The 17959-nt window shown below is 39.0% G+C and carries 20 protein-coding genes; 16 read left to right on the top strand and 4 right to left on the bottom strand.

The features are described from left to right. Positions 1 to 120 precede the first annotated feature (120 nt). The 8 genes from ACSQ8P_RS19080 to ACSQ8P_RS19045 all read left to right on the top strand — a co-directional run bounded on the left by ACSQ8P_RS19080 (position 121) and on the right by ACSQ8P_RS19045 (position 8849). The gene (locus ACSQ8P_RS19080; protein WP_436236618.1) at positions 121 to 2064 is read left to right on the top strand and encodes a PAS domain S-box protein; all 1944 of its coding nucleotides are present in this window, start codon (positions 121 to 123) and stop codon (positions 2062 to 2064) included. Positions 2065 to 2294: 230 nt separating this feature from the next. Then, positions 2295 to 2597 (top strand): hypothetical protein, encoded by a 303-nt coding sequence (locus tag ACSQ8P_RS19075; RefSeq protein WP_436236617.1) that lies wholly within the window; start codon positions 2295 to 2297, stop codon positions 2595 to 2597. A 166-nt stretch (positions 2598 to 2763) separates the two neighbouring features. After that, positions 2764 to 3501, top strand: coding sequence for a class I SAM-dependent methyltransferase (locus ACSQ8P_RS19070; RefSeq protein ID WP_436236616.1), 738 nt, complete (start codon positions 2764 to 2766; stop codon positions 3499 to 3501). A gap of 121 nt (positions 3502 to 3622) precedes the next feature. Then, complete coding sequence (locus tag ACSQ8P_RS19065; protein ID WP_436236615.1) at positions 3623 to 4423, top strand: hypothetical protein; 801 nt, start codon at positions 3623 to 3625, stop codon at positions 4421 to 4423. Positions 4424 to 4800: 377 nt separating this feature from the next. After that, positions 4801 to 5124 carry a hypothetical protein gene (locus ACSQ8P_RS19060; RefSeq protein WP_436236614.1) on the top strand — a complete coding sequence of 108 codons (324 nt, stop codon included), beginning with the start codon at positions 4801 to 4803 and terminating at the stop codon, positions 5122 to 5124. Positions 5125 to 5746: 622 nt separating this feature from the next. Further along, positions 5747 to 6040 (top strand): hypothetical protein, encoded by a 294-nt coding sequence (locus ACSQ8P_RS19055; RefSeq protein ID WP_436236613.1) that lies wholly within the window; start codon positions 5747 to 5749, stop codon positions 6038 to 6040. 365 nt (positions 6041 to 6405) lie between these two features. Beyond that, positions 6406 to 7374, top strand: a complete 969-nt coding sequence (locus tag ACSQ8P_RS19050; RefSeq protein ID WP_436236612.1) for an ROK family protein — start codon at positions 6406 to 6408, stop codon at positions 7372 to 7374. A gap of 389 nt (positions 7375 to 7763) precedes the next feature. Beyond that, a complete protein-coding gene (locus tag ACSQ8P_RS19045; protein WP_436236611.1) occupies positions 7764 to 8849 on the top strand; it encodes a YheC/YheD family protein in 1086 nt (361 codons plus the stop codon). A gap of 778 nt (positions 8850 to 9627) precedes the next feature. Here ACSQ8P_RS19045 and ACSQ8P_RS19040 read toward each other — a convergent pair. Together ACSQ8P_RS19040 and ACSQ8P_RS19035 are read right to left on the bottom strand one after the other, a co-directional pair. After that, positions 9628 to 10239 carry a hypothetical protein gene (locus ACSQ8P_RS19040; protein WP_436236610.1) on the bottom strand — a complete coding sequence of 204 codons (612 nt, stop codon included), beginning with the start codon at positions 10237 to 10239 and terminating at the stop codon, positions 9628 to 9630. A 30-nt stretch (positions 10240 to 10269) separates the two neighbouring features. Continuing rightward, the gene (locus ACSQ8P_RS19035; protein WP_436236609.1) at positions 10270 to 10704 is read right to left on the bottom strand and encodes a hypothetical protein; all 435 of its coding nucleotides are present in this window, start codon (positions 10702 to 10704) and stop codon (positions 10270 to 10272) included. 435 nt (positions 10705 to 11139) lie between these two features. Between ACSQ8P_RS19035 and ACSQ8P_RS19030 the strand changes: the two genes are divergently transcribed. From ACSQ8P_RS19030 to ACSQ8P_RS19010, 5 genes are all read left to right on the top strand, one after another. Next, positions 11140 to 11421, top strand: a complete 282-nt coding sequence (locus ACSQ8P_RS19030; protein ID WP_436236608.1) for a chorismate mutase — start codon at positions 11140 to 11142, stop codon at positions 11419 to 11421. 49 nt (positions 11422 to 11470) lie between these two features. After that, a complete protein-coding gene (locus ACSQ8P_RS19025) occupies positions 11471 to 11737 on the top strand; it encodes a contact-dependent growth inhibition system immunity protein (protein WP_436239556.1) in 267 nt (88 codons plus the stop codon). A 176-nt stretch (positions 11738 to 11913) separates the two neighbouring features. Next, positions 11914 to 12162, top strand: a complete 249-nt coding sequence (locus tag ACSQ8P_RS19020; RefSeq protein ID WP_436236607.1) for a hypothetical protein — start codon at positions 11914 to 11916, stop codon at positions 12160 to 12162. A gap of 290 nt (positions 12163 to 12452) precedes the next feature. Further along, on the top strand, positions 12453 to 12692 hold the full coding sequence (locus tag ACSQ8P_RS19015) for a hypothetical protein (RefSeq protein ID WP_436236606.1): 240 nt from the start codon (positions 12453 to 12455) through the stop codon (positions 12690 to 12692). A 254-nt stretch (positions 12693 to 12946) separates the two neighbouring features. Continuing rightward, positions 12947 to 13918: a 2-hydroxyacid dehydrogenase gene (locus ACSQ8P_RS19010; protein WP_436236605.1), complete on the top strand. Its 972-nt coding sequence runs from the start codon at positions 12947 to 12949 to the stop codon at positions 13916 to 13918. 420 nt (positions 13919 to 14338) lie between these two features. Here the strand turns inward: ACSQ8P_RS19010 and ACSQ8P_RS19005 are convergent, their stop codons facing one another. Together ACSQ8P_RS19005 and ACSQ8P_RS19000 are read right to left on the bottom strand one after the other, a co-directional pair. Beyond that, the gene (locus tag ACSQ8P_RS19005; RefSeq protein ID WP_436236604.1) at positions 14339 to 14485 is read right to left on the bottom strand and encodes a hypothetical protein; all 147 of its coding nucleotides are present in this window, start codon (positions 14483 to 14485) and stop codon (positions 14339 to 14341) included. Positions 14486 to 14666: 181 nt separating this feature from the next. Further along, a complete protein-coding gene (locus ACSQ8P_RS19000; protein ID WP_436236603.1) occupies positions 14667 to 15854 on the bottom strand; it encodes a chromate transporter in 1188 nt (395 codons plus the stop codon). A 477-nt stretch (positions 15855 to 16331) separates the two neighbouring features. Here ACSQ8P_RS19000 and ACSQ8P_RS18995 point away from each other — a divergent pair, with 477 nt between their 5' ends. The 3 genes from ACSQ8P_RS18995 to ACSQ8P_RS18985 all read left to right on the top strand — a co-directional run bounded on the left by ACSQ8P_RS18995 (position 16332) and on the right by ACSQ8P_RS18985 (position 17955). After that, positions 16332 to 16910, top strand: a complete 579-nt coding sequence (locus ACSQ8P_RS18995; RefSeq protein ID WP_436236602.1) for a hypothetical protein — start codon at positions 16332 to 16334, stop codon at positions 16908 to 16910. A 240-nt stretch (positions 16911 to 17150) separates the two neighbouring features. Continuing rightward, entirely contained in the window at positions 17151 to 17684 is a 534-nt protein-coding gene (locus tag ACSQ8P_RS18990) for an RsfA family transcriptional regulator (RefSeq protein WP_436236601.1), read from the top strand. 55 nt (positions 17685 to 17739) lie between these two features. Then, positions 17740 to 17955, top strand: a complete 216-nt coding sequence (locus ACSQ8P_RS18985; RefSeq protein ID WP_436236600.1) for a small, acid-soluble spore protein, alpha/beta type — start codon at positions 17740 to 17742, stop codon at positions 17953 to 17955. Positions 17956 to 17959: the final 4 nt, after the last annotated feature.

The raw sequence follows: 17959 nt of genomic DNA, 5'->3' as shown, positions 1-17959 counted from the left end.
AGGAGACTACAAAATGCATTCTACTACGGACAGCTACTCATTTTATGGTAATATATGAGTAGCTACCAAGGGAAAAGTAAGAGGCTGGTATCACGTTAATTCAAAAGGAGGAATGCGTTGATGCAGGAGCTAAAGTTATTTGACCCCAAAGCTTTATTTAAACATTTATATATAAATGCTCCGATTGGGATCGCTTTAATTTCTCTGGATCGAAAATGGATGAAAGTTAATCCGGCTGTTTGCAGTATTTTCGGCTATTCGGAAGAAGAATTCATGAATTTTACACTAGAAGATATCCGACATCCTGATGATAGGAACAACTCCATGGGTTTACTAACAGAATTATTGGATGGCGTCATCCCTTCATTTGAATTAGAAAATCGGTACTTTAATAAAAATGGCAATATCGTTTGGACCTTCGTACATGTTTCTTTAGTTCGTGATGACAATGATGGGAAGCCTGAATATTTTATTACCCAATTTATCGATGTAACCAAGAACAAGCTAGCAGAACTAAAGCTGCAGGAAAGTATCGAACGGTATACGTCGTTAAAGAAATACAACCACGATGCTATTATTTCTTTTGGTTTGGACGGCATTATAATAAATGGCAATAATATGGTGCAACAGATGACTGGATATCTCATTGAAGAGTTAATCGGCAGTGAAATGTCCAAATTAATTGGCGAAAAAAGTTCAACTAATTTGCTTTTGGCTTTAAACGATTATGTAGAAATCGAAAAAGTTGAAAAAGAAATTACTTTGATTCAACACAAGGATGGGTATTCCGTTGAAGTGTTGGTAACGCTAGCTCCAATCATCATCCAGACTCAGACTATGGGCTTTTACATCATTGCGAAAGACATGACGGAACAAAAAAAATTGATCATTGAAAAAGAAGCCGCTGAAAAAACGAATAAAGCTAAAAGTGAGTTTTTAGCCATGATGAGTCATGAAATACGTACGCCTATGAACGGGGTTATCGGTATGACCGATGTACTCTTAGACACGAAATTGGATGAAGAGCAGATTGAATATGTACAAATAATTAAAAAGAGTGGAGATACGCTGCTCGCGATTATCAATGATATTCTGGACTTCTCCAAAATTGAATCCGGCAAGACGGAGTTAATGGAAGAACCTTTGAATGTGAGAGATATATTATCAGAAACGCTTAATATGGTAATATCTAAAGCTCTTGAGAAAAATCTGGAGATCACTACATCAGTCAGTCCTAAGGTTCCTAGCTTGGTTCATGGAGATATTACTAAGTTAAGACAAGTTCTGATGAATTTGCTCAGCAATGCTATAAAATTCACTCCTAACGGAGCGATTTCGATCAGCGTTGATACATTGTCGCTTGAACTGAATAAGGTGCGCCTTCAATTTGCAATCCGGGATACAGGTATCGGTGTACCGAAGGAACAGGTAGGTCATTTATTTGAACCCTTTTATCAAGTAGATCATTTTATGACTCGGAAAACAGAGGGTACAGGTCTAGGACTAGCTATCTGTAAAAAGCTTGTTGAGCTCATGGATGGTAAAATCTGGCATGAAGCTTCCAAAGATCAAACAGGATCAACTTTCTTGTTCACAGCCAACTTTCGGGTCCAATCGAATCATTTAGACTCATCGCAATATGAAATGTGGCCCCAACAAGATGACATTGTCGAAAATTCAACTGAACAAACCTTGAAAATTCTAATTGCAGAAGACAATGAAGTGAATCAATTTGTTTTAAAGAAAATGATAGAGAAACTCGGGCACAAACCGACCCTAGTACCAAACGGAAAAGAAGCTGTAGAAGCTGTTAAGCGTAATCCTTATGATATCATCTTTATGGATATTCAAATGCCCGGGATGGATGGATTAGCAGCCACAAAGTTAATCAATGAAATGTTTATCGGTAAGAAACGCCCGTGCATTGTGGCCGTGACAGCTCACGCAATTAAAGGCGACAGTGAGAAATATCTGTCTGTTGGTATGGATGCTTACATCAGCAAGCCGATCAGCATTAACGCGATTTCAGAAATCATTGATAGATTTGAAAAGATGAAATCATAGTTCTAACGTTGAGTGTTAGTTCAATGATCAGAGAGCAGTTTGCCACTCGGCAACTGCTCTCTTGTCCAACGACACAAATGTGCCAACATTGTAGTCTTACGACACAAATCCACCTACTTTATAAGAGTTCAATTTTCATGTTCGTATCACAGAAGAAACTCTCCAATTGCTATCAAGTTAAACTTTACCAACTATTTATTTGTAAAAGCACCGAATAGGAGATTGATGACATGGCTTTCGGAATATCCAGACATGAACTGAATGAATGGAAATCCAAATGCAAACAGGGGGAAATTGCCTTTTTGACGCATTATTGGGTAGAACCTCGCTTTCCAGGAGTTAAGACGATCACTAAGGTGGGTTGCTGTGATCTGGAACGATTGAAGGAATGGTGCTTGGCGAATGGTTTAAATCCAGTTTACATACATCTTCGTGATGAATATCCACATTTCGACCTAATAGGGAACAAGCAGATTGAAATCTTAAAGAGAGAACATTTGACCGATCATCTGCTTAGATTCAAGCTTTGGTGAGATAAATAAGCCTGTCGCTGGGCCAGCAACTGGGATCCTTTTAACATCATACCAAGGAGTTTTTTTGTTCTACAAACCTCATATTTCTACTCTCGTGATGCAATTATGCTGGTATCATTAAATTTTCATTGTAGGCGGTAGTGAGGTTGTCGCCATCTCCGTTGATATGGATAAAAGTTCTATTCATGAAACAAACAGCTTATTTTGGGATACAAAAGGAAATGTTGTTCTAGGAGCAACTGCACTTCCTTTTTATGGGGCATTTGTCTCAGAAGAAAAATGCCAGTTTTTTAGCGATGTATCAGGAAAAAAAGTACTGGAGATAGGCTGTGGAAGCGGTGAATCTTTAAGTTATCTGGGGGAACGCAAAGCATCTGAACTTTGGGGTATGGATATTTCAGAAAATCAAATCGAAAAGACAAGGCAGCATTTGATGGCGCGCGGTCTTTCAGCTAAATTAATCTGTTCTCCCATGGAAGAAAAATGTGGCATACCCGAGGAATATTTTGACTTTGTTTATTCGGTTTATGCCATAGGCTGGACCACCGACCTTGAGGGTACTTTTTGCAGGATTGCTTCTTACCTAAAAAAAGACGGTGCATTTATTTTTAGTTGGTCCCACCCCATACATAAATGTGTTGTTGATGAAAAAAATACGTTTGTCTTTAAAAAATGTTATTTCGATGAATCTTGGTATTCGTCATCTCTTGACGAAAGTACGCTAACATTATCGGACCGTACACTATCAACCTATGTGAATGCATTGGCTAAAGCGGGCTTTTTCATTGAGCAAATGATTGAGCAGTCTGATGACGAAATTATTCGATCGCGGGGTAACAGCAAATTTGCAAAAAAAGCAAAGATGCTTCCTGTAACTTTTGTAATCAAAGCAAGAAAACGATAAGAGAACAGTATAAGAGTTCGATATCCAAACCATTAAATTCAAGCATGAATTAGGGACAATTGTTGAAGAATGCAGAACGATAGTGAAATTACGGATGTAAAAAAGAATTGGGAGCAATCACATGCCAAACAATTGCAAACTGATTTTGGTGGAAGGTTTGTGCGGAACGGGTAAATCGACGTTAGCAGAACGATTGCATTACTACCTAGTACAGCAAGGCATTTCCTCTCGTTTTTATGACGAGGGTGCAAAAGGGCATCCTACGAGTTTAAATTGGCACGCTTTCTTTCATGGAGACGAATATAAGGAACTTCTGATGCGATACCCAGACAACGCTAATGAAATCAGATCATGGGCCATAAACGATGGTAACAATTATCTGATTCCTTATCGTGAAGTCAAGGAATTCAAAATGCTGGATATGCTCTATTCAGAGCTAAAGTCCCGTGAGCTATGCTGGACGGACTCGCCCGTAGCCGCGCTGTCAGAGTTTACATATTCGATTCAGCGGCATTGGGCACGTTTCTCTGAGCTTGCCAGCACTTTAGATGAGGTATATGTACTCGAAGCAGTGTTTTTTCAGCATCAAATTCATGACTTGTTAGGTCATTATCAAGCTGGTGATCACCATATCGAGCAACATATTCAGGGAATCGCCGCTCAGATTGCTGATTTGCATCCTGTGGTGATTTATTTAACTCACCCGAGTGTGAGGGAGCAGCAGGTTTGGATTTCTTCCATTCGTTCGAAACCTCACTTTGCGAAGGAACAAAATATTGGGTTTATGGAAAACCGCAAGCGGATCGAATTGAAGCTGCTTGATATGCTGCCATTTCCTACCTATACAATTGAAAATGTAAACCTTGACTGGGATGGGGTCTTTAGAAATATGGTGGATGCCATAGGTAGAAAAATCGTATAGTTGAATATAAGAGAAGTTTCATCGGCTTATATCTACTCAAGTCACAGGACACCTGATTAAGGGTGTTCTTTTTGTTATCTGCGGGCCACTCCGAGAATAGTAGTTATGCTGCCTCAGCTAACATTTCAAATCAAATAGAATAAACGAGAGTACATATCAGGAGGGACAAATAGTCATCCGAGGATAGATGTACGTGGATTCATTGTATTTGAATGAATTAGGAGAGAACAGACGCTGCGTATGAGGGTGTAGTCGTAGTAGGTGGTAGTATTGCCTATAACAATAAATTCCATTAAAGACCTATTGTTGTAACACAATGTTCCTCGTTTACATAAATTGAAAGGGCTTTAAGTTGAAATCTAAGGGAGGAATGTATATTGGCAAGTGCAAAAACTACAGCTTTACTTGTATCAATTGGTACAGAAACTCGTGAGGTTTCTGTTAATTTTGACCTAGCGGCCACGTTCACCTCGCGAGGTATCAACTTGCCTATTGGTAAATCCATAACAGTGAAAAGAGGTGGCATTTTCAAGAAATTAATCCTCACATTGGATTCGTTTGAAGATGATCCGCCAGGTAGAATATTGAGACTTAATCCTAGAGATATTGCCTTATTTGGTTTTAGCGAGAATGAAAGAATTGTTGTGGAATTTGACAGCAAAACGAAAATTATGACCCTTATGGCAAGAGGTGCAAAGTAATTGTGGATAATATTTCTGATTGAATAATGCAGAGAGTCTAGAGGAAATATGGAATCTAGATACAAAGCAATTTATTGATACAGCTATTGAAAGGATTAGAGAACTTCCTTTTAACACAGATGAGGTCTACATAATGGTTAGAAATAGTGATCCTGTTGAGTTAATAGCTGATAATATTTATAGAGTTATATAGTCATCCGAAAATCAATGGGTAACTCAATTAGGACGAGACTGCCGGCATGAATAGGTGGCCTCGTTAAAGTAACGGGCAGGTTACTACATTACATGGCGAATTTAGATATAAAAACAACCACAATATCAAGAGTTGCAAAACAAACATGCTCTCGAATTAGAATTCCATCCTTCACCTAAAAGTGAGATTCAGGAACTAAGTATAGAGAAACCCCAAAATGATGAAGTGTTTATAAATAAAATCGAAGTTCATACAGGCAATGAGAAATCAATATTTGTTCACTTTTACACGCATATAGACAATAAAAATCTTGTGTATGGATACTTACAGGATAAAGATACATGGTATGGATAAGGACGGGTTTCCGACGAAGGATGGAGTAATGTATCACCATCCCAATGGAGAGGAGGAACAGTTCCAGAATTTGAAGTGAACGGTTCTTTTGGAGTAAGCATTTTTTACTACGAAGAGGATGTTAGCAGATGGGGTAAAGACAATGATTTTCAGGAGCATCACATCAATAAGATGAATCTCGATGGTGACAAAAAAGACGAATTAATTGACACTCTGGGGACACAAGATCCCTATGTAGTCTTATATCGGTGGAATTATAACGTGAATCAGTTTGAAGCAGCACACATTGCTTTACAAACATCACTGAACAATCACCACAATTTTGTTTTCTCTTTCAAGAGAATGGAAAGTGGTATATTCAATGGGTAAAGTCAGAACGAAGTGATTTACTTACGTTGTTGTTACGAAGAACGTTTGCTCAATACATACCTTAAAAGGCTGCCGGCATGATCGGCAGATTTTACTCACCTAACGGGCAATATGTCCAAAAAATTGTATGATATGTTACGGTTTGGAAATCATTATCATTTCGCACGTACAAACAGGCCAAGAATATCGACCGATTGCCTACAAAGAGACATAATAAATATACCGTGTGTCATTCCGAGGGTCGGGCAGATTACTGTAGTAAAACTTAATGTGATAAATTTCCATGATAATAGTCTCATAAGTCCATTCATTTTAATAATCAAGTAATTTACAATATTTGAAAATATATGAGGGCGGAGATAGCTATGAGTAAATATGTTATTGGTATTGACCTTGGTGGAACAAATATTAAGTCCGCAATTTTCAACACGGAGTTTCAAAGAATTCACGAAAGAAGTGACCCCACAGAAGCAGCAAAAGGACCTACTCATGTGTTAAACAGAATTAAAGAAATTGTTCAAGAGATGATGTTGTTCGAAGGAATCAATCAAACTTCTATTAAGTGCATGGGTATGGGAATCCCTGGTTTACTTAATCCAGATGAAGGTCTATCCATATTTTCGCCAAACTTTCCAGGTTGGGACAACATTCATGTTGTGAATCAAATGAAAAGTAATTTTGACTTTCCTGTTTTTATCGATAATGATGTGCGGGTAAATATGTATGGTGAATGGCTGTTTGGTGCAGGCGCCGGTTACAAAAACTTGGTATTGATCACGTTAGGTACCGGTTTAGGGTCGGGTATTGTAAATGATGGAAAGGTTTTCTACGGTACAACATCTAGCGCGGGCGAAATTGGGCATATGAATATGTACCGAGAAGGTCGTCCTTGTCGTTGTGGAAGCTCAGGCTGTCTAGGGAGATACGTGTCTGCAATAGGAATGGTCAAAACCTTTACAGACAAGCTTGAGGAAGGTCGGTCAAGTACCGTATTGCAATGGGTGGGAGACGATCGGACGGCAATTACTGCCCATATGATCTCAGAGGCATACGATCTAGGAGATTTACTTGCAATTGAGGTTATGCATGAAACAGGAAAGATTCTTGGATTTGGTCTTTCGACTGTAGTCAATCTATTAAATCCAGAAGTAATTATAGTTGGTGGTGGAATGTCGGCAGCTGGTGATCGCTTGCTAAATTCAGTACGTGAAACCGTTGGAAATCATGCTTTAAAGCTTTCTTCTCATGCTTGTAAGATAGTACAAGCGAAATTAGGCGGACAAGCTGGTATGATCGGCGCGGCTGCATATGCGAACAGTAAGATGCCTACATAAGCTAATCTATTTTGTGAAGTTGTTACGCTAACGAAGAACGATAGTTGAACAATAGACAGAAGGCAGTCGATCACTCGACTGCCTTTATTGCGATGACGGCAAGTTTCGCGTTCTAAATGATTTTAGTGCGTCTTTTGAGAAGTTCCATCAGTTCGTGTGGATTTACAAATCAAAAGCAAGAAACAGTTATCTCATTCCCGATCGTTGCACCTATCTCTTCATTTAATCATATTTATATCTCATATCCTACAAAGGAAGTAGTTCTACATAAGTTAATCTCTTGTTCCTGGATGTCAGGTACAAAAAAAATACATTTCAGAAGCATCTACAGAGTTTTTTTTGAGCTTTTCCATCCGTTTAACATTGCAATCTTCGTAGGAGGCTTTCAAATGAGCGAACCGGAAATTGGAATATTAACTAATCGAAATGGAAACAAGTTTTCTGAGTCTGAATTTTTTCTAGATATGGTCAGAGAAGGTCGGAGTTTGGGTGCGAAAGTGTTCTTGTTTTCTCATTTGGATATCATGCCCGAAAAAAAACAAATTCGAGGTTTTGTGCCATCTGCGACAGGAGGATGGAAGGAAGGAATCTTCCGTTGGCCTGATGTAGTCATCGATCGCTGTCGCAAGTTAGATAAACCGTATAAGGAAATGAGACGGAAAGATTGGTTTCCATACACAAGTCATAAATTTACTTACAAGTCAAAGGCGACACGGTTGTTTAGCAATACGCCTTCGCTTGCGAAATACATTCCTAAAACTGTAATGTTTTCCACAGAGAAACTCCGGCTAATGATAAGAGAATTTCCTGAATTATACATTAAGCCAAGTAATGGAACCGGAGGATGCAGCATATTGAAGGTTGCACGTAATAAAGAATATTTCACATTAACTGGACGGAACAGAGTAGGCAATTTAGTGAGAACCAAACTAAATTCTGAAGCTACAGCCATTCGTTGGATAAAGAATTGGGTGTTTTCCGAGCGGATAAGATCGGGAACATTCATGATTCAACAGGGTCTTTGCTTGGAATTGATGCCGCATCGGGTGATAGATGCAAGGATGATGATACAAAAAAATGCTCAAGGCGAATGGAGCGTCACTGGTATAGGTCTAAGATTAGGAGGAAAGCACAGTCCGACATCCAATATCACTTGGAAAGGAGGCAAAGCAATTCGTTTCGATGAGTTCATGGTTCGTCGCTTTGGACGGGAGAAGGCGGAGACCATTCGGCAGAATTGTAAAAAGATGGCCCAACTTGTCGTGGAGACGATCGAATTGAAGTTCGGTTCCATGATGGAGTTTGGGCTTGATATTGGGATTGATATATATGGAAAAGTTTGGTTGATAGAAGTAAATCCTAAGCCGAGCAGAAAAATCTTTTTAAAGACGGGTCAATTGGAGCTTTATAAAGAATCGGTACGGCGACCGTTGCAATACGCTATATTTTTGGTCAACCAACAAAAAACACCATAAAGATCAGACAAATGCACTAAGAAAGATTATTTATAACATTTAATTCAGAGGTAGTGGATCGGTAGTCTGCTCAGAATTAGTAAAGCCAATCGGAGAGAGGACCGATTGGCTTTTTGTTAGAACAGGAGTATGTCTAGTTGACATTATTATTAACTCCACAATTATGGAAATTTATTCTAAAATTTTGGAGTGCAACCGTCACTCAACTAACGAGATACATTAGTTTAATCCCACAAGATGCTGCCGAGAGAATGACTGGCAGCTTTCTTGCACTAACCGAGAGCTTCCTTGAATATATATGTTTGTTTACAAATGCGAAAAGCGCTAACAAACTTTATTTTCCAGATTTATCATCACTAACGCTCAAGTTTGTCCTTCAGTAACAAACTTGCCCTGGGTATTTTCACTTATAACAAAAACTTATTAGCCGCGGTATTACTGGGTCCTCACTTACGATCTTTATTTTCGGATATGCTGCGTAATGCGGCTATAGGTTATATACTGGTCCAGCTAAGCCCTCTTCTTCTGAAGATCCTAGTCGGTGTCAGCACTGGAGTAGAAATGTAGAGATAATCAAAGGAATAACGAGAAAAACGGAGAAGTGGCTAATATTAGTATGGGGTAAGGGCTGCCATGTGCAGTCCTTTTTCATTGCAGGCAGGGCTTGTCCATCTGCATAAGAAACCAACGAAAACGTTGGCTTCCTATGACTACATCAGTGCAGCAGTTGCTCATCATCCCCTGTATCGAAATTCAAAAAATCACCATCCAATATGGCTTATGTCACTTGCCTTTCTATTACAAGACGATTCGTGATCTGATTATAAGCCAATTTGTATCTTCTCCCGTTGATCAATTGAAATTTCGCCGCATTTTTAGCTGTTAAGCGAAAGGAAAGATTCGGTACCTCTATGTCGCTTGTCAAGATCGAAAGGGTTTTACACACTCCTCCTCGTACAAGGGTAATCGTGTTTCTGGTACTGGGAATCCCAAAATCATCACGAAAAGGACCTGCAATAAAAATATTATCATCTTCGGTGAGGCCGTTATCAACAAAAAACCTAGCCGTGTCGCGGGTCACGGGCTTTCGAATCAAGGTCATGATATTCGTGTTCGAATTAAAGACGAGCAAAAAACGCTGTTCTGCTTTCACCTTGAACAACCGAGCCGTACTCGGATTTAACACGGCCATATGGAAATCGCATTCCGATGCGTCTCCCTTAACGACTCGAACTCTTTTCTTGATGCATCCTCTCTTAAGAATGACAATCGCATTATTCGGAATCCGAAATATACTGGCTGCGGGTCCTCCACCACATTCATTGATAAAAAGAATGTTTTGATCTTGATTTTGAGCTATTCCAAAATCGACTACTCCTCGTAGAATCATATTTATCCCTTCTCCCTTATATCTATAAATCTATCTTTTGTTGTCGCGCTTATTGCGTTGACTGCTGCTTTGTGGGCCAAAGATGACCGATACATTTGACAAAGGGATTAATTGAATGGAGTTGCCATTCACTGTTGTTTCCAAAAAATCTGTGCCTATCTGAACAACCCGTCTATTTTTTAGGATTATTGGACTATTGGGTTGTCCATCTCTCGCTATGGAATTTAGAGCAATGCTAAACCTCCTGGTTGTATGATTTTGTGCTTTACGGTTTATCGACATAAGTTGAAGACCGGAAGGGGAAAGAACTAATCCACCTGAGACTGTGATCGTTGATCGTAAAACTCTGAGAATTGTTTGTTCTTCAACAAGTCCAAATGGATTGATTAACGTAGTTAATTTAGCACCTATTAATTGAGATAATCTCTGTTGCAACGTTAGAGACGTTTGTCGCATTTGATACATTCTATAGGGGGCAGATATGACCATCATTGTTCGCTCCTTTCTATAATCAATATATGGTACAGATTCATAGAGTGTCTGGATGTTATGATTATTAATTAATAAATTTCTGTTGAAAAGAGAACAAAGAGCCTACCCCTCGCTAAACGATAGGATAGGCTCTCTCTCCAAGACTGTGATTATCTCGTTATTGCCAATATGCGGCGAACCATTACGCTAATATGTATATGTCTTGCTCGTTGAACTAACGGATAAAGATAGTGGAGGGGCTTGCTTTGAAGAAGCTCCTTTTTGGGTTTCGTTAAAGTAACGGGAGATTACTGGAACAAAGAAATCCGTATCTGTTTACAGTCCATTAAAATGTATGATAATGTTTTATCCATGACTTTATTGCATAAAAGCGTCTAAGTGCGAAAACAACTGGGAGAGGTGGATTTTATGACACAACTAGATGAACTGAGGAAAAACATTGACGAAATTGACCAAAAAATAATTACTTTACTAGCTCAAAGGTTTAAATATACAGAAGAAGTTGGAATATATAAAGCGAAGAGTCATCTAAATGCCCAAGATACTAACCGTGAATCTCAACAGTTTCAGAGAATTATGCAGCTTTCGGAACAGAATGCTTTAAATCCTGAATACTCATATGAAATATATAGACGTATTATTGATATTGTAATTTCACGGCATCAAGAGTTAGTTACAATGGAAGGATGATTACGCTAACGAGGGAGTTCAATAGACATTAGGAGAAGGCTGCTGAAATCTGTTAAGGCAGAATTATCATCCTTTTTATATTATTCATGAAGCAATTACAAGAATAAGAATAAATCCTATTGTCGGAGGGCTGTATGAGGGGGAAATGTTATATTCTCTTAGCCAAGTAGATGCTTCGTTTTGGTTGGAATACACAGAAATTAGAGATGAGGTTTTGCTACTATTAATAGTGCTTGATTATTACAAGCTAGTTTTTTTGGAAGAGGAAGAAGAGGAAATAGATGTTGTGCAAAAGAATAATGATTTCAATAAATGAGAATGTTCTGGAGTTGGACGAAGACCTCTTGCAATTGTTAGCCAAGATCATAAAAGAATAGTAAATCTTGGTTGGTATCCGTCATTCAATCCTAACGGACAGTATAAGGTTGAGGTAGTTGATAAAGAAAAACAGCCTGAAAAGGATTCGTGTTGGACAAAGAGGTGGAAAATAACTTGGAGAACAGACTAACTCCTAAGCAACAAAAGCGACATCAAGAACGTGAAATTATAGATGAGTATCATAAATTGGTAACTGAACAAGCCCTGGAACCTTTATATCAATCTTTTTTGGAATGGAAATCAGGGATATTGCCACATTTTGAACTAACTGAACAAATTCATCTATTCCATAAGAAAAACCAGGAGATCTACAAGGACTTTACGTACACAGATTATAAAGACCTCCATCTAGTTGCAAGATGAAATTGGGTCGTTTATCCGAGAATGATATTAAAGAAAATAAACGACTTTTAGAGTTTTGGGGTTATGAGGACAATACCTCTAGTTAGATTTAATAAACGGTTCTATATGGCACTGGCGGAATACGAAGCATTCACAGTGAGCCAGATGGTGAGGATAAGTTCTTTTGTGTTCATTAAACTATTGGGCGGCACAGTTGAATATCTTACTTTCTCTTGACCCTAACACTGATGACAAGGTTTATAATGAAATTATGTCGAGCAGAAATTTACTAGAAAGGAATATGATACGTTATGGATATTACTTCACAAGAAGAAAACATGATTAAAGCTCTTCGTGAGGCTGCATTACCTCCTTTATTTGTGCTTATACGAATAAGAAATGATATTTCAAATGACACTGTAAATGTTGAAGAGAGCCGAAGAGATGACGTAGTAAAAACATTAGAAAAATTCATCGCCCCACTATGGGAAGACTACCATAAGGGAACGAATTCACCCAAGCCAAAGAATGATCTTAACAAATTAATCTGATAACTGTACAGTGGCTGCAATCCGTACCATTTAGATTGAAGGCGGATATTAAGCTTAGTTTCAATTTCCAACTAAACTAACGAGAAACGATTATTAAACATCTGATTGGTTACGGCGTAGTAGCCCTTCATTCAGCTTAACGTCATTCACGCATCGGGAGGAATGCGATTAGCGTTTATGATCGGCAAAAAGAACTTCTATGAATATTGATTTTTTGGTATGATGCATGCATAGACTGGAAGGGAGTTTTGGAGATGCGGCCAAAAGTATTTCTTGCAAAGCAAGTTCCAAGTGAAGTGGAAGCGTACATTGCTCAGCACTGTGATTATCGGATGTGGGACAGGGAAGAGGAAATTTCTCGTCAACAGCTTTTGGAAGAGCTGTCCGATGCGGATGGACTTTTAATATCTGGAGGAAGCATTGATCAGGAACTGTTGGAACATGCACCGAAGCTCAAAATTGTTAGCAATGTCTCAGTTGGTTACAATAATTTCGATACAGAGGCAATGAAGGCTAGGAACGTGATGGGGACTCATACTCCGGGTGTATTGGATGAAACGGTGGCGGATACGGTCTTCGGACTTATCTTGGCCACAGCGAGAAGAATTCCGGAGCTTGATGCTTACGTGAAGGCTGGCAAATGGAAAAAAGGAAGCGAAGAGCAAAGTTTCGGAATAGACGTTCATCATGCTAAACTTGGGATAATTGGTATGGGGCGTATCGGGGAAGCGATTGCCAGACGGGCAAAGTTCGGATTCAACATGGATGTCGTGTATTACAATCGCAGTAGAAAAATGGAAGCCGAGCAGAAGCTTGGCGTTGTCTACCGGTCCTTACAGGAACTGCTGCAAGAGTCTGATTTTGTAGTGGTCATGACGCCATTAACACCTGAAACAACTCATTTCATCGGCCGTGAAGAACTGGCACTTATGAAGAAGACAGCCATCTTTATCAATGCGTCCCGTGGGCAAACTGTGGATGAAGTAGCACTTATTGAAGCTTTGGAAAAGGGAAGCATCCGCGGAGCAGGTCTTGATGTTTTCCAGCAAGAGCCAGTAGATCCGGACAACAAACTATTGCAAATGCCTAATGTTGTAACCCTGCCGCATATCGGATCGGCTACTCATCAGACGCGTTTCGATATGGCTATGCTTGCTGCGAAAAATTTGGTGAAGGGCTTGCAGGGGGAAATTCCTCCAAGCCTTGTCGCGGAGTTGAAGAGATAGTGGAGAAGGCGGTATGCGGATGACGTATACCGTTTTAAGTTTTAGGTTCAGGGGGGGAAGCTGCGCTTCTCCCTTATTTTGTACTCGAGATTGAAAATCCGTCTCACTAAATTCTGTGAGTAAGGAACCTGTGATGTGGGTTGATATTGAGAAATAAGTGTTCCTTATGCGATTTACTAGCTATTAAACTCTAATGGGGACCGGATCTGAACAACTCTATTGGTGAACGCCTATTTAGTAAGCGTCAGCAAGGAACATTGGTTTTATGTTCCTTGCTGACGCTTAATATTTTATAATTGAAATGTTAGTATAAATCTGACTCGCCAAGACGTTATTTTGACTGATCGGATATAACAGGAAAGTGATCAAGTCCTTATCTATCGACACATAGAATAACCGTCATCTTTAAAGGTTAGCGAATTACGGTTCATCAATATATTCTTCTTCGTTCGGAATGCTGTTCAAAAGGTCTTTATCTTTTATTTTCTGATCTTGCTCGGTGTCGCAGTTAACAATACAATTCATTATTTCTTCGGAGTTGTCTTGAATGTTAGTGTAATCAACCAATGGATGTACCTCCTTTCATCGAAATTAGACTTTCCAATACCAAGAAAATTATTCGAGTAGTGATTTGAATGCTATCATTGAAGTAACGAGCGGGTTTGCATGGAATGTAGAGATTATATTTAAAAGTTTGTTATTGTAAAAAATCGCTTAGGATCAGCAACGCCAATCTACAACTTAATTTTCAACTAACAAGAGTTCCTCCTATTGCACCAGCGATCACAATCATCCATGGAGGTAATTTCCAAAATACGAGCAAAATAAATAAAATAGCAGCTAAAGCAAAGTCTGTAGGGTTTAAGATTGCCGATGTCCAGATCGGGTTATAGAAAGCAGCGAGTAAAATTCCGACGACAGCTGCGTTAATACCTGTTAAAGCACCTTGGATTTTAGGATTGCTTCGGAGAATATTCCAAAAAGGCAGTGTACCGATAACTAATAAATATGCTGGAAGAAAAATAGCGAAAGTTGCAATCACAGCCCCCAGAATCCCCCCATTAATAGCTCCCAAATACGAAGCAAATGTGAACAGCGGCCCTGGTACCGCTTGGGTGGCTCCATATCCAGTTAAGAAGTTTTCTTTACTTACCCAACCTGTCGGTATCATCTCTCGCTCTAATAAAGGTAAAACCACGTGACCTCCTCCAAATACTAGGGATCCAGATCTATAGAAACTATCAAATAACGCCAGCCAGTGCTGAGCAGTAATTCCCCTTAGGATAGGTAGTCCAATTAGGATGGCAAAGAACAAAAATAAACAGATCGAACCTAAGGTGCGGCTAACTGGAATTTGAAGAGCTGTGCGGCTCACTTCAGTCTTTTCTTGGTAAAGGAGTATTCCAATTAATGCCGCTATAACAATAAGTACTATTTGAGCTATTGTAGTTTGCCAAATCAGTGTGATAGTTGTACTGACTATGGCTATTGTCACACGATTTCGATCTGGAGTAAGTTTTTGACCCATACCCAAAATTGCTTGTGCTACGATAGCTACAGCAACTATCTTTAAACCGTGAATCCACGCAATATTTCCAATATCGAAGCCTTTCAAAACTAAAGCAAAAAGAACTAATGCAATCACTGATGGCATTGTGAACCCAAGACAGGCTATAAATCCGCCTAAAAGACCTGCACGAATGGTACCAATTCCTATCCCGACTTGACTGCTAGCTGGGCCTGGTAAGAACTGACAGAGTGCAACTAAGTCTGCAAAACTACGCTCATCCAACCACTTTTTTCTGCGAACATATTCTTCATGAAAGTAACCCAAGTGCGCCACAGGGCCACCAAAAGATGTTAATCCCAACTTAAGAGATACCCCAAATACATCGAGAGTAGATTTCAATCTATTACGTTTTTTTGATTGATCCATTAATTTTACACCTCTCTTGTCCTACATAATTTAAATGGAATAATAAGCGACTGAATACGTAAAAACCACCTGTCTCACTAAGTAATACAAATTAACTTATTATATCATCTATTCATTTTTAAAATATCAAGAGAGTATAGTTTATTTGTAAAATACACCTAAAACCTGAAGTTAGCGCTGCATGTATATGTTTATTAATTTTTTTTAGGCGACAAAGAGCAATGGGGGATAGAAGTTGAAAAGCTAAAAGAAGTTTCTATCAGATAATTATAGTTCAACAACACAAGAAGCTGTTTTGCTGCGGCAGCTACTCCTTGTGTTTTTTAAGTTAAAGGGCAGGATTGTTGAATGAATTGTTGAAGTTATAAATATATTTAATCAGATGGAGAAGTGGTATAGATGAGACAATGAAAGAAGATAAGAACAAACTGATGTGGGCATTTCTATCAAATATTCTAGTATGCAGGGGGTGAAGACTTGAATCCGAAATTTAATCATCAAAAATTCGTGGTTAGAAAACAGATCTTTTCTCTAGTTGGCGCTAAAATCGATATTTTCGACATGGAAGAAAGGGCAATTCTATTCTCGAAGATGAAAGCCTTCAAGTTGAAGGAAGACATTCGAATATACGGGGATGAAACAATGCAAAAAGAGTTGATCAGCATTCAAGCGCGAAGTGTCATTGATTTCTCCTCAATCTTTGACGTAGTTGATGTAGAAACCGGGCGCAAGGTAGGTTCTTTGCGACGCAAAGGGATGAAGTCAATTTTCAAGGATGAATGGGCCATTTTGAGCCCCAATGATTCGGAAATCGGACGAATTAAGGAAGATAACGCACTGCTTGCTCTTTTGCGAAGGTTCCTTACGAATTTGATTCCTCAGCATTACAACGTAGAGATAAACGGGACCAAGGTCGCAGAGTTCAAACAAAATTTCAACCCGTTCGTCCAAAAGCTAAACGTTGATTTCTCCACTGACAACAACAACAATCTTGATCGCCGTTTGGGCTTAGCCGCCGCGGTGCTACTGATCGCCGTCGAGGGCAGTCAGGGATAGAAGAAATGTTGATTGGCAGCTATTTAACAAAAATGGGTATGAGGTACTAAACTAAAAGGACTGTATTCTATCGTCCTTGGCTACCGCAGTTTCTATTTTTCGGGTCACTGGCCCATATATATGTGATTTGAAAAAAGACCTACATATACGATATGTGGGTCTTTTATGCATTAACTTTGAATAAATTTATTATTACAGGTAAGAATTCTAATAAATACTAATAGAAAGAGGTGACTAGAGTTGGGTGAGAAAAAACGTGAGGACTCATGGAATGACGAACATGATCAATTATTAGCTAAAACAGTGTTATCTCATATTAGGACTGGCAGCACACAATTGGCTGCGTTTGAGGAAGCCGCTGCTATGATTAATCGTACTGCAGCAGCTTGTGGATTCAGGTGGAATAAAGATATTAGGAAAAAGTATGAAAATGAAATACAAATTGCTAAACAAAAGCGTTTGTCTAATCAGAAGCCAACACAAAAAGAAATAAAACAAGTAGTTACTGTATCAAGTGCTAGTGTATCCGCGGATATTCCAAATCAGTCAATTTCTTCTATTTCTTATAATGAGGCCTTGCAAAAGATCATAAAATTAGCCAATGAACAATTGCAAAAGTATGATGAGTTGCTTCAAGAAAACATTAAGCTTAGGGAAGAAAACAATGAATTAAAATCACAAAGACAACAAGCGACCCCTGAAGTTTTAGCCCAGGAGGATCTTGATGCATTCCTTCAAATAATGAAAAGGGCAAAAAGTTTAACGCATGTATAATATTCCTGAAACTCCACATTATAATAACACACCAAGAAAAGGAGTGAATTACATCATGGCTAACAACAACACATTGGCAGTTCCACAAGCGAAAGCAGCAATGGATCAACTTAAGTATGAGGTCGCTCAAGAGTTAGGAATTCAGCTTCAAGCTTACAATGGTAACCTCGCTACACGCGATGCTGGCTCCATTGGTGGCAACATTACTAAACGGTTAGTACAAATTGCGGAACAACAACTTTCAGGCTCTGTAGGAAACTTTAGACGTTAATTAA

It is taken from the genome of Paenibacillus sp. LjRoot153 (assembly GCF_964253085.1).
Lineage (GTDB): Bacteria > Bacillota > Bacilli > Paenibacillales > NBRC-103111 > Paenibacillus_E.
Note: the sequence above shows the minus strand (reverse complement) of the source record. Positions and strands in the feature narration are given on the sequence as shown.

Coding starts and splice junctions, on each gene's coding strand:
- ACSQ8P_RS19080 (WP_436236618.1), top strand. CDS start 121: ATGCAGGAGCTAAAGTTATTTGACCCCAAAGCTTTATTTAAACATTTA.
- ACSQ8P_RS19075 (WP_436236617.1), top strand. CDS start 2,295: ATGGCTTTCGGAATATCCAGACATGAACTGAATGAATGGAAATCCAAA.
- ACSQ8P_RS19070 (WP_436236616.1), top strand. CDS start 2,764: ATGGATAAAAGTTCTATTCATGAAACAAACAGCTTATTTTGGGATACA.
- ACSQ8P_RS19065 (WP_436236615.1), top strand. CDS start 3,623: ATGCCAAACAATTGCAAACTGATTTTGGTGGAAGGTTTGTGCGGAACG.
- ACSQ8P_RS19050 (WP_436236612.1), top strand. CDS start 6,406: ATGAGTAAATATGTTATTGGTATTGACCTTGGTGGAACAAATATTAAG.
- ACSQ8P_RS19045 (WP_436236611.1), top strand. CDS start 7,764: ATGAGCGAACCGGAAATTGGAATATTAACTAATCGAAATGGAAACAAG.
- ACSQ8P_RS19040 (WP_436236610.1), bottom strand. CDS start 10,239: ATGATTCTACGAGGAGTAGTCGATTTTGGAATAGCTCAAAATCAAGAT.
- ACSQ8P_RS19035 (WP_436236609.1), bottom strand. CDS start 10,704: ATGTATCAAATGCGACAAACGTCTCTAACGTTGCAACAGAGATTATCT.
- ACSQ8P_RS19030 (WP_436236608.1), top strand. CDS start 11,140: ATGACACAACTAGATGAACTGAGGAAAAACATTGACGAAATTGACCAA.
- ACSQ8P_RS19015 (WP_436236606.1), top strand. CDS start 12,453: ATGGATATTACTTCACAAGAAGAAAACATGATTAAAGCTCTTCGTGAG.
- ACSQ8P_RS19010 (WP_436236605.1), top strand. CDS start 12,947: ATGCGGCCAAAAGTATTTCTTGCAAAGCAAGTTCCAAGTGAAGTGGAA.
- ACSQ8P_RS19000 (WP_436236603.1), bottom strand. CDS start 15,854: ATGGATCAATCAAAAAAACGTAATAGATTGAAATCTACTCTCGATGTA.
- ACSQ8P_RS18985 (WP_436236600.1), top strand. CDS start 17,740: ATGGCTAACAACAACACATTGGCAGTTCCACAAGCGAAAGCAGCAATG.